The following is a 26537-nucleotide window of genomic DNA, read 5'->3' on the forward strand; positions in this document are numbered from 1 at the left end:
ATGGAACAGACATCGACAGTGCCGTCTCGCTGGGAACGTTTTAAGCAATCTGACATTGTGTATTACTTCTTACGCGACAAAGTGGCAATGGTGAGCTTCGCCATTTTCTCAATCTTCTTGGTGATGGCTCTAGCTGCACCTATCCTAGCGCCAACAGACCCGTACGACGTGACATCGATTGATATCATGGACTCAGAACTTCCACCATCATGGATGGAAGACGGCGAAGAACGCTTCTTGCTAGGAACGGATGAGCAAGGCCGTGATATTTTATCGACTATGCTTTACGGTTCTCGTTTATCACTGACTATTGGTTTCTTAGCGGTAGGTCTACAACTGACGCTTGGTATCATCATTGGCTTGTCTGCAGGTTACTTCGGTGGCCGTATTGATAGCTTCTTGATGCGCTTCGCTGATGTTCAGCTTTCGTTCTCAACCATGATGGTTGCGATCATTGTCTCGGCCATCTTTAAGGCAAGTTTCGGTAGTGATTTCTATGCACAATACGCTGTGGTGATGCTGGTGGTGATCATTGGTATCGCAGAATGGCCGCAGTATGCGCGTACTATTCGTGCATCAGTATTAGCAGAGAAGAAGAAAGAGTACGTAGAAGCGGCACGTGTGATGGGCTTTAGAGCACCTCGTATCATGTTCCGTCATATTCTGCCTAACTGTTTATCACCGATTTTGGTTATCTCTACAGTACAGGTGGCAAATGCCATCATGTCAGAAGCGGCACTTTCTTTCCTAGGTTTAGGCCTTCCAGTCGACCAACCCTCACTGGGTGCTCTGATTAGTACTGGTTTTAACTACATCTTCTCAGGAGCATGGTGGATCACTGCATTCCCAGGTGTGCTTTTGGTGACATTGGTTCTAGTTATCAACCTACTAGGCGACTGGTTACGTGACGTGTTTAACCCGAAAATCTATAAAGGGTGATAGTTCAGTTTGATTTTTAGTAAAAAAAATCACTAAACTAAGAGTCGTAAGCAATTACGGCTCTTTTTTTGCTTAATGAATTTGGAACTTAGTACCATTGATAGAGTCAATAGTACTTAAAATGGAATTCATGTTTTATCGACATTTGTTCGGTAATAATTAACCCCTAGAGGGTTTAAGTGGTGGTTATGAAGTTGACAATGAATGTTGTATGTCGTGCTGTGGTTAGAAATTATCGTATGGGGCTTATTGCTGCATCCCTGTTGGTATCAAGCCAAGTTAATGCCGAATCGGTTCTATGCGATGCGACTCAGGCAAGCACCAATCAGTTACCACAGCTAGAACAATCATGTCCGATTGGTAAAGGCGTTTGGGGCAATAAAGCGCCTAAACATCATTCAGATAATGAGCTGTTTTGGGTTCAATGTGGTTTGTTGAATAAGCCTTTGTCACTGAGCAAAGCAAAGCCATTGTATGAGAAGATTTCAACTAACGTATGGATGAAGCCCGAAGGTGGAGATTATCGCTGCCTAATTGGTCCTTATTCTACCTTCTCTGATGCGAGAAAAGACTTAGCTCAGGTACGTAAGATTTCTGGGTATGGCGAAGCCTTTATTCGTATGGTTGATAAATCGAAGACCTCTTCTTCACAACCGGTCGTGACCAAAGCAATGAAGTCAAAAACGGCAGAGCCAAAAACGGTTAAGCATCAAGCCTCAGTTAAGGCTAAAGTAGCAGCGAAATCAGCGCCGAAGCCGATAGCTGCTGCTCAAAAAACTGCAGTCGCGAGTGCTGCTGCCATTCAAGCTTTCCCTAGTCATGGTGCAAATTCAGACAATGATCTGAACATTGAAATACGCATGACAGCGAGTGTTGCGGGTAGTAAATATGCGATTCCTTATCTTTTAGGTGATGAACAACAGTTTTATATGGAGCAAGGTAAACCTTGGAGCCGACTCGATTACGACAGTGCCGAATTAGTATGTGGTAAGATTAATATGACGCTGTTGAGTGAAAATCAGTGGCAAAGTCTCTTAGGGTCGAAGGTCATGGAAAATCAGAATTGGCCAATGCACCTGCCTTATTGGGGCGCAGACAAAAAAGGCCTGTTTACTAACGGTAACGTAAACCAGCTTAAAGGCTCCTCACTACTTAATGTGATGTGTGTGAAATAACGAAGACGTGCGTAATATCAAATAAGCCTCAGCCATTGCTGGGGCTTTGTTGTTTATACGCCTTTCTTTTCAATATCAGGTCGATTTCCGGATACTCGGATTTTCAATACAAATTTGATTAAAAATAGCTAAAAATTGTTCAAATAGAGCAGTTGGTGCGTAGAAAACCATAACTCAAGCAATAAGGTGATTGAGATTATGAGTTTGAAGAAACGATTAGAAGACGTAGCCCCGCGTTTTGAAGCCGGAGGTAAATACGAAAAGCTTTACCCTGTCTATGAGGCGTTTGCCACCATCTTTTATACGCCCGGCAACGTAAACCGAGGCTTGACCCACGTTCGAGATAGTATCGATCTCAAGCGAATAATGATTTTGGTGTGGCTAGCGACTTTCCCTGCCATGTTTTGGGGTATGTATAACGTCGGGCACCAGAGTGTCTCGGTACTAACATCCAGTTATCAACTTAACGAACTTACCTCGCTTATAGAGAGCAGTTGGCGCTTATCGTGGGCGTTTGGTGATGCACAGTCCTTAGTCGCAAGCGACTGGGGGCGCCAGATGTTCTTGGGGGCGCTCTACTTCCTACCTGTTTATGCCACCGTATTTGTGGTCGGGGGCTTCTGGGAAGTTTTATTTGCCGTTGTACGAAAACACGAGGTGAATGAAGGCTTTTTTGTAAGCTCGGTACTGTTCGCACTTATTCTTCCGCCAACTATCCCGTTGTGGCAAGCCGCTTTGGGTATCACCTTTGGTATCGTTGTCGCGAAAGAGCTGTTTGGTGGTACAGGGCGAAACTTTCTCAACCCTGCACTAGCGGGGCGAGCGTTTCTTTACTTTGCTTATCCCGCCAACATGTCCGGTGGCTTGGTATGGGTGGCAGCTGATGGTTATTCTGGCGCAACACCGCTCAGCCAATGGTATGAGGGGGGGAGCTCGTCGCTGATCAACAACATGACTGGTGAGGCCATCACTTGGATGGATGCCTTTATCGGTAATATTCCGGGCTCGATGGGCGAGGTTTCTTCATTGCTCATCATGTTGACGGGTCTGATTTTGATCGTCATGAAGATAGCGTCTTGGCGCATTGTGGCTGGTGTGATTGTTGGGCTTGTGGCAACGTCGAGTTTACTGAACTGGATTGGCTCTGATACCAACTCGATGTTCTCGATGCCGTTCTACTGGCACTTTGTATTGGGCGGTGTTGCCTTTGGCACTTTCTTTATGGCAACCGACCCAGTTTCTGCCGCGTTTACTAATCAGAGTAAGTGGGCTTACGGGATTCTGATCGGTGTGATGACGGTCGGTATTCGAGTGCTCAACCCTGCTTATCCAGAGGGCATCATGTTGGCGATCTTGTTTGCTAACCTGTTTGCTCCGCTGTTCGACTTTGTAGTGAAAGAGCAAAACATCAAACGTAGACAGAAACGAACATTGCGCTGATTTTAATGCGGAACAGGGAAAGTTACTCCCATAAGAAAGGCTTGCATCGCTGCAAGCCTTTCAATTTTTATTGCGATTGATTTGAAGTTGATTTAACTCCATTTCAAATCAATTTCGAACGGTTGGGTGTTACCACAATGCTCACCGCACATCTCGTCGTATGCACTGTTGTGTATCAGCATTGCTGACGATACGCCTTGATCACTGAAGTGGTCGCGGGCTTGGTTAACACTCAAAAACTTCATTGGGTGCTGGTGGTCGTCTTTGATTAACTGCTTTTGCTCGCCAATGATTTGGTAAGCCAAGTAGATCCCGCCTTCAAATGATTCAATGAGTAGATTCATAACAAACTCCATGTTGTTCTCGATAGTTCTTTGTTTCTGTATCTACGTTGATGGTTGTTTGAAGGTTCATGTGTGTTAAAAATGAAAAAACCAGAAGCTCAGCTTCTGGTTTATTAATAAGTAATCAAATTAACTCAAAGGTTAGTTGATTTTCTGCATGATGCTAACACGGCCTGTTGTTGATCCGTCTGGAGTCATTTTACGGCGAGTTAGCAACCCTTCATCCCAGTTGGTACCAGCAGGTTGGTATTCCCATTTAATGATGTATTCTTGGTTATTACCATTTGCATCAACAGGACATTTATCTCCTGAACCAGGAATATAACCATTGTCAGTATCATCACAGAAGCGCACAACTGAGTTTAAATCTGTCAGGGTTGCTTTTGATTCACGTCCCGAAATGTTAAACCACCAATAGTCAATTGCAGCAAGCTCTTCATAGGTATACTTCTTGCCTGAGTCTTCAAGATCTGCCGGTGAGTTTGCATTGCACTCTTTCCCTGATACGGTAGCGCCCTCAGAATCAAATACCATTCTCATGACAGCATTTTGTCCATCAGCACAAATCTGAGTGGTATCCCAAGAGCCAGTAAAGTCTACGTACCTTTCGTCGCTAGGTGTTTCTACGTGATAGTAGAAATTCAAACTTTCTTCGATGCGATTCTTTCCACTAGATTCGTTTGATGGGTCGTTTAACTCAGTTTTTGAACGAATTTGTGTGTATATTTTTGTAATTGGGTCATAGCTACCAGAAAGGGTTTCATATTGGTATGAAGGGTCTGCATCGCCTTCATCTCGATCATCTTCCAGTTTATTTGGCGTGTAGTGGTTGAGGATTTGTTGATTCCCTTCAATGAAAGGTACCTCATCGTAACGTCCTGGCTTAGGTGTGGTATTTTCTTTGCTTTTATCAAGCAGAAGGTAAGAAAACGGAGCGTTTAGAGTGAAGTCTGGGTGAGCTGTTTGATTGCAGCCTGCAGAACTTCCCGTCAATACACAGCTGATGTACTTTTCAGCGTCTGCGTATGACAATAAAGAGTCGCTGTCACTTACAGCAATAAGACCATTGGCTGAATCTTGATAAGTGAAGTAAGGCGTGCCACGTGTATGTTCAAACACAGCTTTAGGGAGCATTTTGTCAGCGTGAACTAACATTGTCTTGTCGTTAGGGCGGTTGTTTGGATCGTTAATATCATACTGTCTCACCATGATTGAGCGAATGAATTGCCCATTTTTCGCTACAAATGGATTGGCATCAGTGCTGCCGCGAACAGTCCCTGATTTTTCTCCGAATGCTTTCTCCATATGAGCCAATGCTTCAGATTCACTAGTAATTGAAGTGACTCCCATCGCTGTCAGGAAGTCTGTAACAGAATCACGGTCATCTAGACTTAGGCTTTTCATCTTCGCTAACGTCGCTGCATCAGGTTCGCGCAGCGCATCTGGAATTGTCAGTACTTCATCAGAAGCGCTGCCAGATTGGTTATCTAAAGACTGAAGTAGAATTGCTAAATTTAGAGCTCGGTCGTATTTGCCCGCTGCTTCAAATGGTGTCAGTACATCACGGTTTGATGCTGCCCCTACTTTCAAGCCATTTTCACCACCAATGAAGAAGGTCACCGTGTCGTCAGACTTAGCGGTAAATTCGCCTTCGCTGTTTGTGATGCCCTTTGAACCAGAGCTAGTGCTGTAGTAGATACCTTCAACAGCGGCATCGATAAACTTGTTGGTTGTTGTGGATGGTCCTGGCGGTGTTGTGACACCTGAATTAGAACTGTCGCTACCACAACCTGTTAAAGCCACTGCAATCGCTGCTGCGAGAATACTCACTTTTTTCATTACTCGTACATCCTTCATGTATTAGAGCTAATTGTTTTTTTTATGCGTGTAATTTTATAGCGCGCGATTGTAGTTTGATCTTGATTCCAAGTTAAGTATGTAAAATGCTGTTCGGTTAATAAATATCCCAACCATACGGTAAAAAACAAAAAAAACCGACATAGGTCGGCTTTTGTATAATATTTCTTTGACTTACAGTGGTTTATCGCATGGTAACGAATTCTTCGCTGCCCGTTGGGTGAATCGCCACAACAGAGTCGAAATCTGCTTTGGTTGCGCCCATTTTCATTGCAACACCGAAGCCTTGAATCATTTCATCAACAGTGAAACCGATGCCGTGTAGGCCAACTACAGTCTCTTCTTCGCCAGCACATACTAGCTTCATCTTACAAGGTTGACGGTGCTGAGTGACTGCAGTGTACATTGCAGTAAAGCCAGACGTGTATACCTTGATGTTGTCTTTGCCGTATTGCTCTTCAGCTTCTTGAGTCGTTAGACCAATAGTGCCGATAGGTGGGTGGCTGAATACAACAGTAGGAACGAGCGTGTAGTCCATTTTTGCGTTTGTTTGACCGTTGAATAGACGCTCAGAAAGCTGACGACCGGCTTTAACAGCAACAGGTGTTAGTTCGATGCCACCTTCCATGATGTCGCCAACACAGTAGATGCCAGGAACGTTGGTTGCTTGGAACTCATCTACTTTGATGTAGCCACGGTCGTTTGTTGCAACGCCAGTTGATGCTAGGTTGATAGCGTCAGTTGCTGGGTGGCGGCCGATAGCCCAAATTAGGTGGTCAACGTTTTGAGTGTTGCCGTTCTCTAGGTGCAGAGTCAGCGTGCCATCTGCTTCTTTCACTACTTCTTTAGGAACAGAGTGCGTGTGAAGTGTTGGACCTTCCGCTTCCATTACTTCAACCAGTGTTTCAACAATCATTGGGTCGAAGCTGCGAAGTGGTGACTCTTTACGACAGAACAGGTGTGTTTCTGTGCCAAGTGCACTTAGTACGCCTGCGATTTCTACTGCGATGTAGCCCGCGCCGATAACAGCAACACGTTTAGGTTGCTCCATCAGGTCGAAGAAACCGTTTGAGTCGATACCGTGCTCTGCGCCAGGGATGTTTGGAATGGTTGGACGACCACCTACTGCGATCAGGATGTGATCTGCAGTGTAGTGTTCACCGTTAACTTCAACGGTTTTTTCATCAATAAACTTAGCAAAGCCTTTGATTACGTTTATTTTGTTGTTACCAAGAACACGATCGTAAGATTTGTGGATACGACCAATGTACGCTTGGCGGTTTTCAACCAGTTTGCCCCAGTTGAAGCCTTTTACGTCAACGTCGAAGCCGTAGTCTTTTGAATATAGGTTGATCGCTTCAGCAACTTGAGCACCGTGCCACATAACCTTTTTAGGAACACAACCAACGTTTACACAAGTACCACCAAGGTCTTGAGCTTCGATAAGTGCAACTTTTGCACCGTGCATTGCTGCGCGGTTAGCTGATGCGATGCCGCCTGAACCGCCGCCGATACAGATGTAATCAAAATGAGTCGCCATTACTTTCTCCATTTATTGAAGGCTGTGGGTACAGTGAGCGCACTGAACACCTACGTCCTATAGATTCTTAAATTGTCTAATTATTATATTGAGGGCAGATCGGTTGAACTCAATCTCCCTGTTTAAAATTTATTCGTGTACGTCACAATCTGCTGAATATTCGTCAGAGCATGACGTTAAGTTCGAGATTACTCGGGTACGATCCACTCTACTTTGAAGTGACCGGTTGCCGGCGCAATTGCTTCCTTCAAGAATGGAAGAATTTCGTTCATTTGGCTTTCTAGCTTCCAAGGCGGGTTGATAACAATCATGCCTGATGCTGTCATGCCACGCTCATTGGTGTCTGGTGATACGCCAAGTTCGATTTGTAGAATCTTGTTGATGCCTAAGCCTTCAAGTCCTTCGATCATGTCTTCGATATCACAGCGGTTTACCACTGGGTACCAAATTGCGTAGATACCAGTTGCCCAGCGTTTATGGCTTTGAGCAATCGCAGTCACAACATCACGATACTCTTTTGCCAGTTCGTAAGGCGGATCGATTAGCACCAAACCACGACGCTCTTTTGGTGGCAGGCTGCCTTTTAAGCGTTGGAAGCCATCTTCTTTATAGATAGACACCTGACGATCGCGGTGGAACTCTTGCTCAAGCAGCGGGTGGTCTGCAGGGTGAAGTTCGGTTAATACCATGCGGTCTTGGTCACGTAGGTGCGCACGTGCTACACGTGGTGAACCTGGGTAGAAACGCAGTTTTTCGCCATTGTTGAGTGCTGAGATAGACTCAAGGTAGCTTTGAATGTCTTCAGGAAGTTCTGTTTGTGCCCAGACGCGTGCAATACCTTGCTTGTATTCGCCCGTTTTTTCAGACCATTCATGCGTTAAGTCGTAACGACCTACACCAGAGTGAGTGTCATGGTAAACAAAAGGCTTATCCTTCTGTTTCAAAGAATTAAGAATAAGGCTCTGTACGATATGCTTTACCACGTCGGCATGGTTGCCCGCGTGGAAGCTGTGGCGATAACTTAACAAATTAAACTCTCGTAACACTCTCGAATTAGAGTGTGGTTAGTGTAGGTGGGGTTAATTTGACTATTATAACCCCCAATGGACCATAAATTCTCGAACAATTCAGGAACAGCTGTTCGCAATATGCAGTTAGTTATTGGTTCTACTATTGAAATTTGCCTTCATGGACACTATTTAATAACTATTCGCAGGTGATTTTTTAGGGCGATCCTTAGCCTGATGACTGTAAGACGACCTCATTACAAAAAAGACGAAAGTCTCTAAAGCCAAAGGAATGTTTATATGTCTAATCCGCTATTAACCTTCACGGACTTACCTCCGTTTTCACAGATCAAACCTGAGCACGTTAAGCCAGCGGTTGAGCAAGTGATTGAAGAGTGTCGCAACAAAATAGAACAAGTACTTGAAGGTAATACTTCACCAAGCTGGGACAACCTCGTTGCTCCGATTGAAGAAGTGGATGATCGTTTAGGCCGCATTTGGTCTCCTGTAAGCCATATGAATTCTGTTATGAACAGCGACGAACTGCGTGACGCTTATGAGAGCTGCCTACCAGTACTTTCTGAGTACGGCACGTGGGTCGGCCAACACAAAGGTTTGTTCGAAGCGTATAAAGCGATCAAGGCGAGCGAAGCATTCTCGGCATTAAACCAAGCTCAACAAAAAACCATCACTGACGCACTGCGTGATTTTGAATTATCAGGCATTGGCTTACCAGCGGACGAACAGCATCGCTACGGTGAGATCAGTAAGCGCCAGTCTGAGCTAGGTTCTCAATTCTCAAACAATGTGCTTGATGCAACCATGGGTTGGAGCAAGCAAGTTACAGACGTGGCTGAACTGGCTGGTATGCCTGAATCGGCATTGGCAGCAGCACAAGCCGCGGCACAAGCTAAAGAGCAGGAAGGTTATCTACTGACTCTGGACATCCCTTCATATCTACCAGTGATGACGTACTGTGATAACCAAGAACTGCGTAAAGAACTGTACGAAGCCTACGTAACTCGCGCTTCAGATCGCGGTCCAAATGCTGGTAAGTGGGACAACACTGAGATCATCACTGAACAACTTAAGCTGCGTCACGAGATCGCACGCATGCTTGGCTTTAGCACTTACAGCGAAAAATCTCTGTCGACTAAGATGGCAGAAACGCCAGACCAAGTACTTGGTTTCCTTAACGACCTAGCAGTAAAAGCCAAACCACAAGGTGAGCGCGAAGTCGAAGAGCTACGTCAGTTTGCTGAAAAAGAGTTTGGTGTCTCTGAGCTAAACCTGTGGGACATCGCTTACTACAGCGAGAAACAAAAACAGAACTTGTTCGAGATCTCTGATGAAGAGCTTCGTCCATACTTCCCTGAGTCGAACGCGGTTTCTGGCTTGTTCGAAGTACTGAACCGTGTGTTTGGTATGTCGGTGACTGAGCGTGAAGGTGTGGATACATGGCATGATTCAGTGCGCTTCTTCGACATCTTTGATGCGACAGGCACATTGCGCGGTAGCTTCTACCTAGATCTATACGCACGTGAGCACAAACGTGGCGGCGCTTGGATGGATGACTGTCGCGGTCGTCGCATTACTCAATCTGGCGAGTTACAAACGCCAGTGGCTTACCTAACGTGTAACTTCAACAAGCCAGTCGGTGATAAGCCTGCGCTATTTACGCACGATGAAGTGGTAACCTTGTTCCACGAATTCGGCCACGGTATTCACCATATGTTAACGCAAGTTGATGCGAGTGCGGTTTCTGGTATCAATGGCGTGCCTTGGGACGCGGTTGAGTTGCCAAGTCAGTTCCTCGAGAACTGGTGTTGGGAAGAGGAGGCGTTGTCGTTCATCTCTGGTCATTTCGAAACGGGTGAAGCGTTACCGAAAGAGATGCTAGAGAAGATGCTAGCGGCGAAAAACTTCCAATCTGCGATGTTTATCCTGCGTCAGCTAGAGCTTGGCCTGTTCGATTTCACACTGCACACAGAATACGATCCAGAAGTCGGTGCTCGCGTACTAGAAACGTTAGCCGACGTTAAGTCTAAGGTTTCTGTATTGCCAAGCCTTGATTGGAACCGCTTCTCACACAGCTTTGGGCATATCTTTGCTGGTGGCTACAGCGCGGGTTACTACAGCTACCTGTGGGCAGAAGTGTTATCGGCAGATGCGTTCTCAGCATTTGAAGAGGAGGGTATCTTCAACACTGAAACCGGTAATCGCTTCCTGAACAACATCCTTGAAATGGGTGGTAGTGAAGAGCCAATGGAGCTGTTCAAACGCTTCCGTGGTCGTGAGCCTCAAATCGACGCGATGCTGCGTCATGCGGGTATCAGCGCTTAATATTGTGCTAGTCAGAATGTGAAAAGAGCCTCCTTGTGAGGCTCTTTTTGTATCGATTTATCAAACGATTATGGATTTACATTGCGGTTGATAGGGTTCTGCAATGAAATCAGTGTCTCAGTCGATTGAACCTCGTCAATCGCCTGCAATTTATCGATCAGTACGAACTGTAACTCTTCGATCGATTTACACATCAGTTTAACGAAAATGTTGTAGGCGCCAGTGGTGTAGTACGCCTCAACCACTTCATCTAATGCATTCAGTTTGGCAATGGCTGAGTGGTAATCACGAGCTGCATTGAGGTTGATACCAATAAAACAACACACGTCGTAACCAAGCTTCTTGGTGTTTACCACAACCTCGGTTCGCTCAATAATGTCGGCTGATCTCATCTTTTCGATACGAACGTGAATCGTCGCGGGGCTGACATCGAATTTCTTTGCCATTTCAGCATAAGGCGTGCGCGCATCTTCCATTAAGGTTTTGAGAATGGCACGGTCTAGATCATCCAGACGAGCTGTAGTTGTGGACATGCATAATCCTTAGGGTGAATAAAAAACATACCGGCTTTAGTACACATCATAGCCAAGGGTGATAATATTAGCAGCAACTATAGTGTTAGGGTGAATTCAGTGCGATTTTCGTTGTTTTTGATTGTTATGTGTTGGAGTGCTTTTGTTTCAGCTCAAACAAAAGATGTGTTGGTTATTCACTCTTATCATCAGGGTTTTTTCTGGACTGATGATTTCCACAAAGGATTATCAGAAGAACTGGAGCGTGATCGACTATCGTATCGAGTTGTTTATTTGGATAGTAAACGAACTCAAAACCCAGAATACTTAGAGCGCGTTTATCAGCTTTATCACACCAAGTTGATGCATGAAGAATTTGCTGCGGTTGTAGTCAGTGACAATAACGCCCTTAATTTAATGAAGCGCCTTGCGCCCGATCTCAAAGATACGCCAGTAATCTTTGGTGGTATCAACAATTTTACTCCTGAAATGATTGAAGGTTTGAATGCGACGGGCATTACTGAAGATATTGATTTATTGGGTAATATTGAGCTAATTAAGCGTCTTCAAACAAACATAAAGAAGATATACATTGTTACTGACCATTCAGTAACAGGTGAGGCTATCCGCTCACAAATTGATCGTTCTATTGAGGCTCACCCCAACTTTTCCGATTTGCTGGAGCACTATGTGCCTGACTCTTACCAAGAGTTAATTGCGTTTTCTCAGCGAACCGATCTAGATCAGAGCTTACTCTTTTGGGCATATTATCGCGATGCTAAAGGCAACGTGAGTAGCGTTGAAGACTGGCGACAATTGAACATTAAAACCCAAATGCCACTGTATATGGTGCACGATTTGGGGTTGGGTTTTGGGGCGATAGGCGGTGTTATTCAAAGTGGTGAAACGCAAGGTCGAGATACGGGACGTGTTTTACTAAAGGTATTAGCAAACCCAAATGAACCTCTGCCTTTAGTCGCACCTGGCGCATCGGAAATTAAACTCGACTACCAACAGATGTCACGCTGGGGGCTGGGAACTGAGAATGAAGCTTCAATTACTTTTCTCAATAAGCCTCAGTCATTCTTGGTGCGTTATCACGATGAAATTCGAACAATAGGTTTGCTGTTTCTGGTTATGTCGTGTGTTATTGCGACCTTGGTTTACTACCTCAACCGCCTCAAGAAAAGTGAGCGTGCTAGCCGACAAAGCCAGCTGTTACTAGAGTCGATATTCGATCAAAGTCTACAGTACATGGGTATTCTTGATAAAGGCGGTGTACTGCTGTCGAGCAACAGTAAGCTGCATGAGCTTCTTTATAATCAAGGTTATAAATTAGGAACACCTCTCCAAGAATATTGGGAGGGTGCCGCTGGCGAAGTGCTGAAGGAGTATTTTGCTGAAAGGGATGATTATCCAACCCTACGATTTGAGGCTGAGGTATGGTGCCGTGATCGTGGTGGAATGGTGCTAGATATCTCTTTAAAGCCGATGCCGAACAGTGAAGAGGACACCATTCAGTTCTTATTTGAAGCTCGTGATGTTACCTCACGAAAGCTTGCTGAGAACAAATTATTCCAACGTGAAGCGAATCTCAAACTGTATTACGACAAGCAGCCGGTGATGATGATTACACTGGATGTCAATAATCGCATTCAGCAAGTGAACCAGTTTGCTGAAGAATTACTAGGTTATCCACTTGATCTGCTTTTGGGGCATCGCCCTAGAGAATTTTATGTGGATGAGAACGCGATGATTCCTCGTCATATCTTGTTGCAACCACAGCACAAAATTCGCGGCGTGTGGCGTCGTGATATCGAGTATCGTCATGCGGACGGTAGAACGATCTGGATTCGTGAAAATATTCGTCCATTGGTCGACTCGGGTCAGCTGTTGATTGTGGGAGAGGATATTACTGAAACCCGCGAACTTTCTGAAAAGTTAGAATACCAAGCGCGTTATGACCTGCTTACAGACACTTTCAACCGCAACCACTTTGAGCAAGAGCTACAAAAGGCGCTGAAAGAGGTCGAGAGTCATATGAGAACTCATGCGATGTTGTTCTTAGATTTGGACCAATTGAAAGTATTGAACGATACTGCTGGGCATGAAGCGGGTGATGCCGCGATCTTATTTAGCGCTAATCTGATAGAAGATGTGCTTCCTTACAATGCTGTGTTAGCTCGGATGGGGGGAGATGAGTTTGCGGTATTAATCAAAGACTGTACTGAGCGAGATGCTGTCAATGTCTGTCACAGTATTATATCGATGATGAGTGAGAATCCATTCTTATGGGGTGATATTCACCTCAATCTTACTTGTTCTATCGGAATTCGATTGATTGACCATACTGCCGCTTCATCACAAATGGTGCATGCACAGGCGGATGCCGCTTGCCATGCCGCTAAAGAGGAAGGGCGAAATCGTTATCACCTTTATCATCTAGATGATGAAGATCTGCGCCGTCGCCATTTAGAAATGGAATGCGTTAACTTGGTACACGAAGCCTTAGCCAATGATCGCTTGGAGTTATTTGCCCAACGTATTCTTGGTCTAGAGGGAAATAGCAACAAAATGCACTTTGAGATACTGGTGCGGATCAAGAACGTCCAAGGTGAGTACATTTCACCGGGGATCTTCATGCCAGCCTCCGAGCGCTATAACATCGCGCATTTGATTGATCGCCAAGTCGTCAGTCAGACGTTGAATTGGTTGGAGCAACGCCCACATCTCGTTGATGATTTGGGGATGTGTTCGATAAACCTTTCTGGTCACTCGATGGGTAACCGAGAGTTTGTTGAATTCTTGATTGAAAGTTTGGCGAACTCATCAGTGCCTTGCCATAAGATTTGTTTAGAGATCACTGAAACGGCCGCCATGAGTAATATGAAGCAGGCAATCAAGTTCTTTACTCGAATTAAAGAGCTCGGCTGTTTGATTGCTCTGGATGATTTTGGTTCAGGCTTATCGTCATTCGGATATCTGAAGGCATTGCCCGTTGATATTGTGAAAATTGATGGCCTGTTTGTGCGTGATATTGATGTTAACGAGATGGACTATGTGATGGTTCGTTCGATCAATGATTTAGCGAAGCAGATGGGCAAGCACACGGTGGCTGAGTTTGTTGAAAATACTCAGGTTCTCGATAAGTTGATTGAACTCGGTGTTAACTACGCTCAGGGCTATGTTATTGGCCGACCGAAGCCACTGGCCGAGCTTGTTGAAGAGTTAAGGCAAGAACGAGAGATAGAGTAATTGGTTTAGGTAAGCCGACCGAGCTGTGAATACTTTTCACCGCTAATATGTATTGTTGAGGCAATCAGGTAAACTGGTTGCCTCTTTTGTTTTGAATACTACTGTCTGTTGGAGACGACCTTGCAACTACAACTGATTTGCGAAGATGCTACCCAAATCGATCATCTAAATGACTTAGCGACCCGTTGGAATTTATCTCATGATGAAAACAGCGATTTTGCTTTGGTACTGACTTGCGAGCGACTTGAGCTACGTAAAGTCGATGAGCCTAAGCTTGGCGCTATTTTTGTTGATTTAGTGGGAGGCGCAGTCGGTCACAGACGTAAGTTTGGTGGTGGTAAAGGTCAGGCAATTGCTAAAGCGGCAGGTTTAAACAAAGGTGCAACGCCAACTATTCTTGATGGTACAGCAGGCTTAGGGCGTGACGCATTTGTATTGGCTTCGTTGGGCTGTAAAGTGCAGATGGTAGAGCGACATCCAGTTGTGGCTGCATTATTGGATGACGGCCTGCAGAGAGCAAAAAAAGACCCAGATATCGGCGGTTGGGTTAGCGAACGTATGAAGTTGATTCACGCTTCAAGTCACGATGCGCTGGATAAACTTAGCAACGACCCTAACTTCGAACAGCCTGATGTGGTGTACCTCGATCCTATGTACCCACACCCAGAGAACAAGAAGAAGTCGGCTTTGGTTAAGAAAGAGATGCGAGTATTCCAATCTTTGGTTGGCGCCGATCTGGATGCCGATGGCTTGTTTGAGCCTGCGATGAAGCTGGCAACTAAGCGCGTTGTGGTCAAAAGACCGGATTACGCAGCATGGTTAGACGAGCAAAAACCGAGCATGGCAATCGAAACTAAAAAGAACCGTTTTGATGTGTATGTGAAAGCATCAATGACTTAGAGACACGCTAAGAAAATTTCCCGTCATAAATACGATAAATCACCATTTAACACTTGCGATAGTCGCGTTACGGATGTATATCTAACTAAGAATCATTATTATTCTTAGCTGGAGTTGTAGCATGGCTAAACGCTTTTGTAAGTTAAACCGTCGAGATATCACTGAACACCTAGGAGAGATCCACAGCTTGGTTACTGAACCTAAATTTGTGTGTCGTTCTTGTGCGCGTTCTTCGGCGGATCAAGCGAACCTATGCAAACCAACCGCAATTCCACCTCTTGGCTGTCAAAATAAACCCGTTGAAGAAAAAGCCGCATGCGGCCTACTAGCGGAAACATTACCTGCACCCGAGTTATCGCTTGCGGAAATCAGCGAGACAATTGAGCCGAGCGTACAAATGTTCGATCCAGCCGCTGCTGATATTGCCCCTAATGTTGTAGATAAAAATGCATCACAGAAAAAAGCCAAACTGAAAAAACGAATCGCTAATGCGAGTGGTGATGAAAAAGCCGACCTCAAGCGAGCGAAGAAAGCGGCTAAGAAACAAGAGAAGTACAACAAAAAGCTCGCGAAGATGATTAAGAAGCAGCAAAAGCTGTTTAAGAAAAGTCAAAAACTGGAAAGTAACCTTGAACGTATCAACCTACAACTTGATGACGTCGCTTTCACTGAAACCAAGACTCAGGTAGTGAGCCATAGTCACATTCACTGAAACTGGTACGGATAACTTATTGCTACAACGATGATTTAAAAAGAGCGACCTAAGGTCGCTCTTTTGCTTTTTGGGGTTATCAGAGCTAACTCATTTAGCTCTGCTCACTTAGCTTAGTTTAGTTCACTTAGCTCAGTGAAAGCGGTTAGGCGTTGCTTGTGGATCTCGCAACACGCTTTTTCACCCATGTCTCGTTGACGAATAGAGAGAACAAGATAACCGCGCCGCCAATGGCCAATCGAATCAAGTCGACGTCTCTGTTCCAAATAAGGATGTTCACTACAAGGCCGGCTGGAACTAAGGCGTTGTTCATTACAGCCAGTGCACCAGCATTCACCATGCATGCACCTTTATTCCACATAAAGTAACCTAGCCCCGAAGCAATCAAGCCAAGATAAATCAGGATGCCCCATTGAAGAGTGGTTGTTGGCAGCTTCTCAGGGTTACCTAAGAGTATGAAAGCAACCGAAGCGACGCATAACGCACCCAAATAGAAGTAACCAAATACTGTGCGCTGAGGTAACTCTGTCGATTCCTTCTCCATCACTACTTTGTAAGCAACTTGGCCGATAGCAAAGCACAGGTTTGCACCTTGGACTACGAGGAAACCGACTAAAAAGTTTTCGTTGATACCCGCGAATTTAATGAATACAGCGCCCAATACAGCAATCGCCGCTGTCACTAAATACCACGGAGAGAATTGTCCTTTGAGGAAGTCATAAATAAGCGTGACGTAAATTGGGGTAAAAACGGTAAACAGAAGGACTTCAGGAACGGATAGCAGCAAGAAAGACTGGTAATAGAAGCAGTACATCAGCCCAAGCTGGATACCACCAATCGCCATCAACTTAGCGATCAGCTTACGCGAGATACCTCGAAACTTCAGGAAAGGAAGAAATACAATGCCAGCAAGGGCAACACGCATTAATACAGAGAACCAAGAATCAACCTGACCAGCAAGGTAAACGCCGATCAGGCTAAAAGAGAAGGCCCATAAGAGGGTAACACTAGCTAAATAGCTCATATAAAAACTTCGTTAATAAGATATGAGCTGTATGTTACCTAACCTTAATTCATTAGTCTTCTGAATCTCTTAGAGGCACGACCAGCATATCAACCGGCGAGGCATTGATCAGTTGTCGTGTTGAAGAGAGCAATTTGCTCCAGAAGTCTTGATGGTGCCCACAAACCACTAAATCAACATTGAATTCATTGATGGTGTCACACAGTTCATGACTCAGGTCGCCGCTGCCCACTAAGGTGTGGGTAATAGGGTATTGAGCGTGTTCTGCAAAATTTTGTAGCTGAACTCGAGATGCTTCCATCGCGTTGTGCTGGGTTTCTGCCATGTTGATATCAATAAGGCCGGTATAGAGCTCTGCATAATTAATATCGATATGGATAAAAGAGACTTTGGCTTCCAATGGCTTAGCCAATGCTACCGCTTTATCCACAAGTAATTTGCTGTCATCTGATAAATCGACTGCGACCAAAATATGTTTGTAACTCATATCGCTACCTCTTCTATTCATTGCCTAACTAAAGACTAGCACTATGCAATGCCTTTTTTTGCTGAAGTGATCTCATATCCACTGTCTTGCGTAATGTTTGCTCGAAATATTGGTTAACTAATGGCCTGCGAGATATTCATAAAATAGTGATATAGTAGAGAAAACTGAAGATGTAATTAGGAGTCTTAAATGCTATCAAAAACTATGGTAGAGCAACTGAACGATCAAATTAATCTAGAATTTTTCTCATCCAACCTATACTTACAAATGAGTGCTTGGTGTGAAGATAAAGGATTTGAAGGTGCAGCAGAGTTTCTGCGTGTTCATGCAGTCGAAGAAATGGAACACATGCAGCGTCTTTTTACTTACGTAAGTGAGACAGGTGCAATGCCAATTTTAGGTGCGATTGAAGCGCCAAAACATGAATTTGATAGCCTTGGGGCTGTGTTCCGTGAAACTTACGAACATGAGCAAATGATTACTCAAAAGATCAACAAACTGGCTCACGTTGCTTTCAGCACACAAGATTACTCAACCTTTAACTTCCTGCAATGGTACGTTGCAGAGCAACACGAAGAAGAGAAGTTGTTTAAAGGTGTATTGGATAAGCTAGAGCTTGTTGGTGAAGACGGTAAAGCATTGTTCTTTATTGATAAAGACTTAGCGCAATTGGCAAAAGATGGTTCATCTTCAATTATGGAAGCTCCTGCCGTATAGGTAGTACGAGAAAGACACTGATTATCTTTTTCTTTTGAGTTTTCTTATGAAGATGTAAGGAGGAAAGGATGATCAGCGGCGACACTATTCTATTTGCACTAATGGTTGTGACTTGTGTGAACTGGGCGCGTTACTTTACTGCGCTAAGAACACTCATTTATATTATGCGAGAAGCACACCCTCTACTATATCAACAAGTAGATGGAGGTGGTTTCTTCACAACCCATGGCAATATGACCAAACAGGTTCGCCTGTTTAGTTACATCAAAAGCAAAGAGTATCACCACCATCACGACGAAGTTTTTACGTCGAAGTGCGATCGTGTAAGGCAGTTATTCATACTCTCTTCTGCTCTGTTAGGTGTAACGTTGCTGTCTTCTTTCATCGTCTAAGTCATTTAGTACGATTGAAGTAGAGCTTAGGTTTTTGGTGTAAAGCTTCGGTTGTTGGTTCGCTAAGCCAAACCAAACAGTGGCTTGCTTATGTCTGTGAATTGTACAATTGAACATCAATTGCAAAGTTTAAAATTGCCGCTAAAATAGCGAGCAATTAGTAAGGATGTGCTGTTTATGCACATCCTTTTTTATTGATGGCATTTCGAGAACAGGGCGTACTCGGGCTGCACAAGTGAAGAAAAGCAGAACCACATGAGTGAAAAATTTGATGTAATCGTAATTGGTGCGGGCGCCGCTGGCTTAATGTGTGCTGCGGAAGCGGGAAAACGCGGGCGACGAGTGCTGGTGGTTGATCATGCAAAGAAACCAGGCAGAAAAATTTTAATCTCAGGTGGCGGTCGTTGTAACTTTACTAACTATGATGTTTCAGCCAACAACTTCCTATGTAACAACCCTCACTTCGTGAAGTCAGCTTTATCTCAATACACCAACTGGGATTTTATCTCGATGGTGAGCAAGTACGGCATTGAGTTCGAAGAGCGCGATCACGGCCAGTTGTTCTGTGTGAATGACCACACAGCAAAAGACATCGTGAGCATGCTGCTTGACGAGTGTAAGCAAGCGAAAGTTGAACAGCGCTACCGTTGTGATGTTCACTCCATCGAAAAAACAGACGCAGGCTTCAAGATGCACCTCAATACCGACGAAGTTGAGTGTGACTCACTCGTTGTAGCGACAGGCGGTTTGTCTATGCCTAAGCTAGGCGCAACGCCATTTGGCTATAAGATTGCAGAGCAGTTTGGTTTGTCGGTACTGCCAACTACTGCAGGGCTAGTACCATTCACGCTGCATAAAGAAGACAAAGAAGCTTTCGCTGAGCTTTCTGGTATCGCAATTCCTGCTGAGATCACAGCGCAAGACGGCACTTTATTTAAAGAAGCGTTGCTGTTTACGCACCGCGGCTTATCTGGTCCTTCGGTACTGCAAATCTCTTCATTCTGGAAAGCGGGTCAATCGGTTTCTATCAACCTAGTACCTGAAGTAGACGTTGCCGAGTTGCTTGAAAATTCTCGCGAGAAACACCCAAATCAGAGCCTGAAAAATACCTTGGCGAAAGCACTACCAAAGCGTTTTGTAGAAGTGCTGATTGACCGTAAAGAGCTTGAAGACAAGCCGCTTAAACAGTTCAACGAAAAGCAGCTTAGTGGCATCGTTGAGCACCTAGAGAACTGGAAAATTGCACCCAATGGCACGGAAGGTTATCGAACTGCCGAAGTGACTCTAGGCGGAGTGGATACTGATCACCTATCTTCGAAAACCATGGAGTGTAAGAGTGTGTCTGGCCTCTATTTCATCGGTGAAGTAATGGACGTAACGGGTTGGTTAGGGGGCTATAACTTCCAATGGACGTGGTCGTCTGGTTGGGTTGCAGGCCAAAACGTATAGCACAGTGGCGATGGCACTGGCTAAGCTTATTCATTTAGAGCATTTTCAGTCAGTAGAAAAAATGACTTCGTCACAAATGATAAAGATTATAAGTGATTGATGTTTTAATTATTTAAATGAGGGGTTTGCAATGAATCAGACAAAAGTAAAAAGCATTCTATTGGCAGCAGGAGCGATGAATGTTGGTGCTGTTTTACTGTTTTCACGCTTTTTTACGAATAGTGCCATTAACGAAGCCGATCCCGTAGTAATGTCCAACTTTGGACTGATTATGATCGTCGTTTGGGGTTTTGCGTACCTTGGGGCTGCAACAATCAATGCGAACATCAAATATCTTGCTGGTGCTTTCTTTATTGAAAAGTTGGTTTATGTGGTTGTTTGGGTGAATTGGCTTTCCAATAATACGCTATCACCAGTATATGAAGCGGATACGATGGCTGGCGTGTTTTACACAATTTATGGTGTAAATGATTTTATATTTATGGTCTTGTTTTTCATGATATTTAAGTCCAAATTTGATATGAAAAACAACGGTTGAATATCGAACATTGAGACTTACAACTTAATGTTATCTTACAGAAAAATGGCGAGTCATATGACTCGCCATTTTTGTATCTAACATCTAATTGAGAAAATTAGACTATATCGATAGCTTTTCGTGCTCAATCGAGTCTTTTAGCTCTTATTTACGTAGGGTTTTTCTTTGAAAACTTGATCTGTTGAATCACCAAACCAGCAATAATCAGCATCAAACCAAACAGTGTCGCTGGGTGAATCTCTTCGCCAATGATGGTCGAAAGTAGCATCAACGAGATAAACGGTGAGGCAAAAATTAGGTTGCTGATACGTGCCGTATTGTTGGTTAGTTTTAGTGCTGAGAGCCACAAGACAAAGGTAATACCCATCTCGAATAGGCCAACATAAGTTACGGCCATCCAACCTTTCGCTGTGATTTGGCTAAAGCTCTCGCCTTCATAAATGGTTAAACCGATCGCGAAGGGCAATGCCACTAAGAAACCAAGCAATACGCCAATCACAGGGTCAGCCTTGTTTTTGGTGTTTAGAATCCAGTATCCCGCCCAAAGCAAGGTTGAAAGTAGCGCCAGAGCCACACCGAGTGGGCTATCGAACTGCATTCCTAGCACATCGCCTTTGGTGGCAATGACTACCACACCCGCATAGCTGAAGGTACACGCAATCCAATCTTGTTTACGAATCTTTTGTCCCAGAAACACCGCAGCCATTAAGGTTAGCGTGATAGCCCAGCTGTAGTTAATGGCTTGAGCTTGAGATGCAGGCAGCAGGTCGTAGGCTTTGAATAGAATCAGGTAATAGGCCAGTGGGTTAACCAAACCGAGCAGTAAGTAATACCAAGGGTTTGAAAGAAACGTGGTACTCAGCTGAGAAAGCTTGCCTTGAAACGCGCAGACTGCGATCAGCGCAATCGACGACACAATGCTGGCGATGGTCAGCATTTGAATCGGTGAAAACTCAGCAAGGGTCAGCTTAAAAGCAGTAGCGACTGTTGACCACAGTAATACCGCAGCAAGGCCAAAGCCCAAGGCACGACGTTCGTTCATAGCAACTCATTCTAATTTGATGGGGCAGAATACGGAGCGCTTAGTCTATCTGTCGAATTTTAATACGGCAAACTGGACATTTATCCAGTATCAAAATACCCTTTAATGAGTTATTTCCAATTAGGCTAAATCATTATCATGCAATGGATTATCGAACATCAAGCACCGCTTATTGCTGCTATTTCCGGCGCGCTCGTCAGCGGCGGTGTGGTGGGTTGGTGGATCAAACAGAAGTTCTCTTTTCAGCAGCGACTTCTTGAACAGCAACTAGAGTCCGACCGTTTGCTGTATGAGTCACAACAATCTCAGCTCAAATCCTCACTCGCAGAGGCGCAACAAGAGCTCAATGAGCTGGATGATGATCGAGATAAAGCGGCATTTGAACTTAAGCAGGCCCATGGCAAGGTGATGGCTGCGATGGAGAAGCTGCGCTATTTTGAAGCCGTGAAGCAAGAGCGTCAGCAGTATGCCGATGATATCAATATTCTTAAAGAGCATAAGTCTGAATTAGAAGCCGAACTTCGTGAGCAAGAAGCAAGGCATGACCAAGAAAACCTCGCCAACAGTGAAAAGCTGCAATTGTTAGAGCAGGCAGAGTCCCGATTGAAACAGCAGTTTGAACTGTTAGCGAATCAACTGTTTGAGAGCAAAACCGCCAAGGTAGATCAACAGAACAAGCAGAGCCTTGAAGGTTTGTTATCACCGCTGAGAGAGCAGTTAGAAGGCTTTAAGAAGCAGGTTAATGATAGCTTCAGTCAAGAAGCCAAAGAGCGTCACACCTTAGTACATGAGCTTAAAAACCTGCAACGTCTTAATGAGAGCATGACGCGTGAAGCGGTTAATCTGACCCAAGCACTAAAGGGCGATAATAAACAGCAGGGTAACTGGGGCGAAGTGGTACTGGCACGGGTGCTGGCAGAATCAGGGCTGCGCGAAGGTCATGAATACCAAACTCAAGTGAACCTGCAAAACGATGCGGGCAAGCGTTACCAGCCAGATGTGATTGTGCATCTGCCACAAGACAAGCAAGTGGTGGTGGATTCAAAAATGGCTTTGGTGGCGTTTGAGCGTTACTTCAATGCTGAAACTGATCAACAACGTGATGCTGCATTACGTGATCACTTGGCTTCATTGCGCGCGCACATTAAAGGCTTGAGCCAGAAGGATTATCATCAACTCAAAGGCATACAGAGCCTTGATTATGTGTTGATGTTTATTCCGGTAGAACCTGCGTTTCAGGTGGCGATTCAAGCCGACCCTAGCTTGGTTAAAGATGCGATGGAGCAAAACATTATCTTGGTTAGCCCAACCACCTTGCTGGTGGCACTGCGTACCATTGATAACTTGTGGCGCAACGATAGACAGAACCAGAATGCACAAATCATTGCAGAGCGGGCGAGCAAACTTTACGACAAGCTGCGCTTGTTTGTTGATGATATGGAAGGTCTTGGTAGCTCATTAGACAGAGCCAACCAAAGCTACCAAGGTGCCATGAATAAGCTGGTGACTGGTCGTGGTAATGTGATTCGTCAGGCCGAAAGCTTTAAGCAATTGGGTGTCGAGGTGAAGAAACCTATCTCGGTTGGCTTGGCGGAAATCGCTCAAAATGAGGCTTTTTCAGAAAATGCCTCCTTAGTAGAAAGACAACCCGCTGAGGATAAAGTAAACTAATCGGCCGCAGCGCCTCTAAAGAGAGAGTGTACTGTCGATGAGAACTTACCATGGTAGATAACAGCATTATGGACACAAGCGTGCAGACAAATTCAGCAGTAGAGTCAGAAACCACACACTTTGGTTTCGAAACAGTCGCGAAAGACCAAAAAGTCGCGAAAGTAGCAGAGGTATTTCACTCTGTAGCCGCTAAATACGACATCATGAATGACTTAATGTCGGGTGGTGTTCACCGCTTGTGGAAGCGATTCACGATTGATTGCAGTGGCGTTCGCCCGGGTCAACGTATCCTAGATCTAGGTGGTGGTACTGGCGACCTGACTGCGAAATTCTCGCGTATCGTTGGTGAAAAAGGCCACGTGGTTCTTGCTGATATCAACAACTCAATGCTGAATGTTGGCCGCGATAAACTGCGTGATAGCGGTATTGTTGGCAACGTACATTACGTTCAAGCCAATGCTGAAGAGCTGCCTTTCCCAGATAACTACTTCGATTGCATTACCATCAGCTTCTGTCTGCGTAATGTTACCGACAAAGACCAAGCGCTGCGTTCAATGTACCGCGTACTTAAGCCGGGCGGTCGTCTGTTGGTTCTTGAGTTTTCTAAGCCAGTGCTTGAGCCACTATCAAAGGTTTACGATGCATACTCTTTCCACCTATTGCCAAAAATGGGTGAGCTGATTGCTAACGATGCAGACAGCTATCGTTACCTTGCAGAATCAATCCGTATGCACCCTAACCAAGAAACCTTGGAAGGCATGATGCAAGAAGCGGGTTTTGAAAATACTAAATACTTCAACCTAACGGGCGGCATTGTTGCGCTGCACCGTGGTTACAAGTTCTAGTCGAACTTGGTAGCAGGCTCGTTGAGTGTGCTAAAAAATAAGAATAAAGATACAACGGATAGGTTAACGCTTATCCGTTTTCAAAGGTAAGGACAGTCATGCCATTTGATCCATTGGTCACCGCGGTTATTGAAACCTCTTTAAATACTTTCGTGAACGATGATCCAGCTTTGGTTCGTCGTTTGTCTCGTTTAAAGGGGCAGATCATTCAAGTTAATTTGAAAGAGCTGAACAAAACTCTCACTTTCGTTTTTAGCCAACAAATCGATGTGTTGGCTGACTACGAAGGACAACCTGATTGCTACCTATCTTTGAACCTCTCGGTACTGCCAGAACTGCGTGAGCAATCGAACATCACCAAACTGATCAAGCAAGATAAGCTGATCTTAGAGGGTGATATTCAACTGGCTCAGAAATTTGCTCAGCTAATGACAGACTGCAAGCCTGACTTGGAAGAGTGGCTATCGCGCGTGACTGGAGATGTGGTTGCCCATACCTTGGTACAAGGCGTTAAGAATGTTGGTGGCCTTGTGGCTAAGCAAGCGACTAAGCATCAAAACCATCTCGCTCAGGTATTAACTGAAGAGTGGAAGATTGCACCAGCGCCATTAGAAGTGGCACATTTTTGCGATCAGGTTGATGACGTGAAAAGCTCAGCTGCACGTCTTGAAGCTAAACTGAACGCTCTGTTGGAGAAAGCATGACCCCAACAGAACTGAAACGTCTTTATCATATTATCAAGGTACAGTTGGAATACGGCCTTGATGAGTTGATGCCTGAGCACCAGTTGACCAAGGCTCCTTTGCTGGCGAGAAAGTCACTGTTTTGGCTCAAGAACAAACATCAAGATAAAGAATTGGGTCATCGCTTGCGTTTAGCGTTGCAAGAATTAGGGCCTGTTTGGATTAAGTTTGGTCAGATGATGTCAACGCGTCGCGACCTATTTCCTCCTCATATCGCTGACCAATTGGCTTTATTACAAGACCAAGTGGCGCCATTTGATGGTCAATTGGCTAAGCGAGACATGGAAAAAGCGCTCGGTGGTAGCCTAGATAACTGGTTTACCGACTTTGATATCGAGCCATTGGCTTCTGCTTCTATCGCTCAGGTGCATACCGCAAAGCTCAAGGAGAGTGGTCGCGAGATTGTTCTGAAGGTTATTCGCCCTGATATTCGCCCGGTGATTGACGCAGATCTAAAACTGATGCACCGAATGGCGCGTATAGTCGCTAAGTCGCTTCCTGAAGCACGTCGTTTGAAACCGGTTGAAGTCGTTCACGAGTACGAAAAAACGTTACTTGATGAACTAGACCTGCGCCGAGAGGCGGCCAATGCGATTCAACTACGACGTAATTTTGAAGGCAGTGAAGAGCTGTATGTTCCAGAGGTTATCCCTGATCTAAGCAGCGAAACCCTGATGGTGTCAGAGCGTATCTACGGTATTCAAGTATCCGATATTGAAACGCTAAACGCCAACGGCACCAACATGAAATTGCTCGCGGAACGCGGTGTGACGGTATTCTTCACCCAAGTATTCCGAGATAGCTTTTTCCACGCAGACATGCACCCGGGCAACGTATTCGTTAACCCAGAGAATCCAGACAACCCTCAGTGGATTGGTTTGGATTGTGGCATTGTCGGCACGCTCAACAGTGAAGATAAGCGCTATTTAGCAGAGAACCTGCTGGCTTTCTTCAATCGCGATTACCGTAAAGTCGCCGAGCTGCATGTTGATTCGGGGTGGGTACCACACGACACCAACGTCAATGATTTTGAGTTCGCGATCCGTATGGTGTGTGAGCCAATTTTTGCAAAACCACTTGGCGAGATCTCATTTGGCCATGTGTTGCTAAACTTATTTAATACAGCAAGACGTTTCAACATGGAGGTTCAGCCTCAGTTGGTGCTTCTGCAGAAGACCTTGTTGTATGTGGAAGGCCTAGGTCGCCAGTTGTATCCGCAGCTTGATTTGTGGGCGACGGCTAAGCCTTTCCTTGAAACCTGGATGATGAATCAGGTGGGGCCGCAAGCTGTGATCAACGCAGTAAAAGAGCGCGCGCCATTCTGGGCAGAAAAACTGCCAGAGCTGCCAGAGCTGCTTTATGACAGCTTGCGCCAAGGTAAAGCGATGAACCATAGAATGGATCAGCTTTATCAAGGTTACCGAGATAGTAAGCGTCAGCAAGCAACTGGAAAGTTTTTGTTTGGCGTTGGAGCCACTTTAGTCGTATGCTCCGCAATATTAGTTTCAAGCCCTTATGAGCAGCTATCTATGGGCTGTGGCATCGCAGGTGTCACATTTTGGTTGCTTAGTTGGCGAGCTTACCGTCGTTAGACAGTAGACTCTC

Annotated in this window: 23 protein-coding genes; 15 read left to right on the plus strand and 8 right to left on the minus strand. The window is 45.0% G+C overall.

Annotated elements, in window-relative coordinates; translation table 11 throughout:
* The 3 genes from AB4513_RS02465 (at position 1) to AB4513_RS02475 (ending at position 3554) form a co-directional block, all read left to right on the plus strand.
* Positions 1-939, plus strand: coding sequence for an ABC transporter permease (locus AB4513_RS02465; RefSeq protein ID WP_004735541.1), 939 nt, complete (start codon positions 1-3; stop codon positions 937-939).
* A gap of 188 nt (positions 940-1127) precedes the next feature.
* Positions 1128-2114, plus strand: coding sequence for an SPOR domain-containing protein (locus tag AB4513_RS02470; protein WP_102257534.1), 987 nt, complete (start codon positions 1128-1130; stop codon positions 2112-2114).
* A 198-nt stretch (positions 2115-2312) separates the two neighbouring features.
* A complete protein-coding gene (locus AB4513_RS02475) occupies positions 2313-3554 on the plus strand; it encodes an NADH:ubiquinone reductase (Na(+)-transporting) subunit B (RefSeq protein ID WP_102257535.1) in 1242 nt (413 codons plus the stop codon).
* Positions 3555-3646: 92 nt separating this feature from the next.
* On the opposite strand, the gene AB4513_RS02480 is transcribed toward AB4513_RS02475, so the two are convergent.
* The 4 genes from AB4513_RS02480 to AB4513_RS02495 form a co-directional block, all read right to left on the minus strand.
* Positions 3647-3898, minus strand: a complete 252-nt coding sequence (locus AB4513_RS02480) for a DUF6482 family protein (protein ID WP_017103429.1) — start codon at positions 3896-3898, stop codon at positions 3647-3649.
* A gap of 141 nt (positions 3899-4039) precedes the next feature.
* Entirely contained in the window at positions 4040-5737 is a 1698-nt protein-coding gene (locus AB4513_RS02485; protein ID WP_102257536.1) for a hypothetical protein, read from the minus strand.
* 202 nt (positions 5738-5939) lie between these two features.
* The gene (gorA, locus tag AB4513_RS02490) at positions 5940-7295 is read right to left on the minus strand and encodes a glutathione-disulfide reductase (protein WP_102257537.1); all 1356 of its coding nucleotides are present in this window, start codon (positions 7293-7295) and stop codon (positions 5940-5942) included.
* Positions 7296-7483: 188 nt separating this feature from the next.
* A complete protein-coding gene (locus AB4513_RS02495; RefSeq protein ID WP_029224298.1) occupies positions 7484-8323 on the minus strand; it encodes a 23S rRNA (adenine(2030)-N(6))-methyltransferase RlmJ in 840 nt (279 codons plus the stop codon).
* Positions 8324-8602: 279 nt separating this feature from the next.
* On the opposite strand from AB4513_RS02495, the gene prlC reads away from it, so the two are divergent.
* Positions 8603-10645 carry an oligopeptidase A gene (gene prlC / locus AB4513_RS02500; protein WP_102257538.1) on the plus strand — a complete coding sequence of 681 codons (2043 nt, stop codon included), beginning with the start codon at positions 8603-8605 and terminating at the stop codon, positions 10643-10645.
* Between the two features lie 68 nt (positions 10646-10713).
* Here prlC and asnC read toward each other — a convergent pair whose 3' ends face one another.
* Entirely contained in the window at positions 10714-11178 is a 465-nt protein-coding gene (gene asnC, locus AB4513_RS02505; protein ID WP_009848066.1) for a transcriptional regulator AsnC, read from the minus strand.
* A gap of 126 nt (positions 11179-11304) precedes the next feature.
* On the opposite strand from asnC, the gene AB4513_RS02510 reads away from it, so the two are divergent.
* The 3 genes from AB4513_RS02510 (at position 11305) to AB4513_RS02520 (ending at position 16024) form a co-directional block, all read left to right on the plus strand.
* On the plus strand, positions 11305-14412 hold the full coding sequence (locus tag AB4513_RS02510; protein ID WP_346762942.1) for an EAL domain-containing protein: 3108 nt from the start codon (positions 11305-11307) through the stop codon (positions 14410-14412).
* 120 nt (positions 14413-14532) lie between these two features.
* Positions 14533-15312, plus strand: coding sequence for a class I SAM-dependent methyltransferase (locus tag AB4513_RS02515; protein WP_065679634.1), 780 nt, complete (start codon positions 14533-14535; stop codon positions 15310-15312).
* Positions 15313-15433: 121 nt separating this feature from the next.
* Positions 15434-16024, plus strand: a complete 591-nt coding sequence (locus tag AB4513_RS02520; RefSeq protein ID WP_017103434.1) for a hypothetical protein — start codon at positions 15434-15436, stop codon at positions 16022-16024.
* A gap of 145 nt (positions 16025-16169) precedes the next feature.
* On the opposite strand, the gene AB4513_RS02525 is transcribed toward AB4513_RS02520, so the two are convergent.
* On the minus strand, positions 16170-17048 hold the full coding sequence (locus AB4513_RS02525) for a carboxylate/amino acid/amine transporter (protein WP_017103435.1): 879 nt from the start codon (positions 17046-17048) through the stop codon (positions 16170-16172).
* Positions 17049-17100: 52 nt separating this feature from the next.
* A complete protein-coding gene (gene uspA, locus AB4513_RS02530; RefSeq protein WP_009848061.1) occupies positions 17101-17535 on the minus strand; it encodes a universal stress protein UspA in 435 nt (144 codons plus the stop codon).
* A 189-nt stretch (positions 17536-17724) separates the two neighbouring features.
* Here uspA and ftnA point away from each other — a divergent pair, with 189 nt between their 5' ends.
* From ftnA to AB4513_RS02550, 4 genes are all read left to right on the plus strand, one after another.
* Positions 17725-18252: a non-heme ferritin gene (gene ftnA / locus AB4513_RS02535; RefSeq protein ID WP_004735556.1), complete on the plus strand. Its 528-nt coding sequence runs from the start codon at positions 17725-17727 to the stop codon at positions 18250-18252.
* A gap of 68 nt (positions 18253-18320) precedes the next feature.
* Complete coding sequence (gene uspB, locus AB4513_RS02540) at positions 18321-18644, plus strand: universal stress protein UspB (protein ID WP_009848060.1); 324 nt, start codon at positions 18321-18323, stop codon at positions 18642-18644.
* Between the two features lie 255 nt (positions 18645-18899).
* On the plus strand, positions 18900-20093 hold the full coding sequence (locus AB4513_RS02545) for an NAD(P)/FAD-dependent oxidoreductase (RefSeq protein WP_102257540.1): 1194 nt from the start codon (positions 18900-18902) through the stop codon (positions 20091-20093).
* Positions 20094-20223: 130 nt separating this feature from the next.
* Positions 20224-20631 carry a hypothetical protein gene (locus AB4513_RS02550; protein ID WP_009848058.1) on the plus strand — a complete coding sequence of 136 codons (408 nt, stop codon included), beginning with the start codon at positions 20224-20226 and terminating at the stop codon, positions 20629-20631.
* A 148-nt stretch (positions 20632-20779) separates the two neighbouring features.
* Here the strand turns inward: AB4513_RS02550 and AB4513_RS02555 are convergent, their stop codons facing one another.
* A complete protein-coding gene (locus AB4513_RS02555; RefSeq protein WP_102257541.1) occupies positions 20780-21673 on the minus strand; it encodes a DMT family transporter in 894 nt (297 codons plus the stop codon).
* A 138-nt stretch (positions 21674-21811) separates the two neighbouring features.
* Between AB4513_RS02555 and rmuC the strand changes: the two genes are divergently transcribed.
* From rmuC to ubiB, 4 genes are all read left to right on the plus strand, one after another.
* Complete coding sequence (gene rmuC, locus AB4513_RS02560; protein ID WP_102257542.1) at positions 21812-23344, plus strand: DNA recombination protein RmuC; 1533 nt, start codon at positions 21812-21814, stop codon at positions 23342-23344.
* A gap of 65 nt (positions 23345-23409) precedes the next feature.
* Entirely contained in the window at positions 23410-24189 is a 780-nt protein-coding gene (gene ubiE, locus AB4513_RS02565; protein WP_029222994.1) for a bifunctional demethylmenaquinone methyltransferase/2-methoxy-6-polyprenyl-1,4-benzoquinol methylase UbiE, read from the plus strand.
* 98 nt (positions 24190-24287) lie between these two features.
* Positions 24288-24893 carry an SCP2 domain-containing protein gene (locus AB4513_RS02570; protein ID WP_009848054.1) on the plus strand — a complete coding sequence of 202 codons (606 nt, stop codon included), beginning with the start codon at positions 24288-24290 and terminating at the stop codon, positions 24891-24893.
* Positions 24890-26524, plus strand: coding sequence for a ubiquinone biosynthesis regulatory protein kinase UbiB (gene ubiB, locus AB4513_RS02575; RefSeq protein ID WP_009848053.1), 1635 nt, complete (start codon positions 24890-24892; stop codon positions 26522-26524). The genes AB4513_RS02570 and ubiB overlap by 4 nt, the downstream gene beginning before the upstream one ends.
* The last annotated feature ends 13 nt before the right edge of the window (positions 26525-26537 follow it).

Origin of the sequence: Vibrio sp. 10N.222.54.E6, from assembly GCF_041473955.1 — a bacterium.
Classification (GTDB): Bacteria; Pseudomonadota; Gammaproteobacteria; order Enterobacterales; family Vibrionaceae; genus Vibrio; species Vibrio tasmaniensis_A.

Coding starts and splice junctions, on each gene's coding strand:
- AB4513_RS02465 (WP_004735541.1), top strand. CDS start 1: ATGGAACAGACATCGACAGTGCCGTCTCGCTGGGAACGTTTTAAGCAA.
- AB4513_RS02470 (WP_102257534.1), top strand. CDS start 1,128: ATGAAGTTGACAATGAATGTTGTATGTCGTGCTGTGGTTAGAAATTAT.
- AB4513_RS02475 (WP_102257535.1), top strand. CDS start 2,313: ATGAGTTTGAAGAAACGATTAGAAGACGTAGCCCCGCGTTTTGAAGCC.
- AB4513_RS02480 (WP_017103429.1), bottom strand. CDS start 3,898: ATGAATCTACTCATTGAATCATTTGAAGGCGGGATCTACTTGGCTTAC.
- AB4513_RS02485 (WP_102257536.1), bottom strand. CDS start 5,737: ATGAAAAAAGTGAGTATTCTCGCAGCAGCGATTGCAGTGGCTTTAACA.
- gorA (WP_102257537.1), bottom strand. CDS start 7,295: ATGGCGACTCATTTTGATTACATCTGTATCGGCGGCGGTTCAGGCGGC.
- prlC (WP_102257538.1), top strand. CDS start 8,603: ATGTCTAATCCGCTATTAACCTTCACGGACTTACCTCCGTTTTCACAG.
- asnC (WP_009848066.1), bottom strand. CDS start 11,178: ATGTCCACAACTACAGCTCGTCTGGATGATCTAGACCGTGCCATTCTC.
- AB4513_RS02510 (WP_346762942.1), top strand. CDS start 11,305: ATGTGTTGGAGTGCTTTTGTTTCAGCTCAAACAAAAGATGTGTTGGTT.
- AB4513_RS02520 (WP_017103434.1), top strand. CDS start 15,434: ATGGCTAAACGCTTTTGTAAGTTAAACCGTCGAGATATCACTGAACAC.
- AB4513_RS02525 (WP_017103435.1), bottom strand. CDS start 17,048: ATGAGCTATTTAGCTAGTGTTACCCTCTTATGGGCCTTCTCTTTTAGC.
- uspA (WP_009848061.1), bottom strand. CDS start 17,535: ATGAGTTACAAACATATTTTGGTCGCAGTCGATTTATCAGATGACAGC.
- ftnA (WP_004735556.1), top strand. CDS start 17,725: ATGCTATCAAAAACTATGGTAGAGCAACTGAACGATCAAATTAATCTA.
- uspB (WP_009848060.1), top strand. CDS start 18,321: ATGATCAGCGGCGACACTATTCTATTTGCACTAATGGTTGTGACTTGT.
- AB4513_RS02545 (WP_102257540.1), top strand. CDS start 18,900: ATGAGTGAAAAATTTGATGTAATCGTAATTGGTGCGGGCGCCGCTGGC.
- AB4513_RS02550 (WP_009848058.1), top strand. CDS start 20,224: ATGAATCAGACAAAAGTAAAAAGCATTCTATTGGCAGCAGGAGCGATG.
- AB4513_RS02555 (WP_102257541.1), bottom strand. CDS start 21,673: ATGAACGAACGTCGTGCCTTGGGCTTTGGCCTTGCTGCGGTATTACTG.
- rmuC (WP_102257542.1), top strand. CDS start 21,812: ATGCAATGGATTATCGAACATCAAGCACCGCTTATTGCTGCTATTTCC.
- AB4513_RS02570 (WP_009848054.1), top strand. CDS start 24,288: ATGCCATTTGATCCATTGGTCACCGCGGTTATTGAAACCTCTTTAAAT.
- ubiB (WP_009848053.1), top strand. CDS start 24,890: ATGACCCCAACAGAACTGAAACGTCTTTATCATATTATCAAGGTACAG.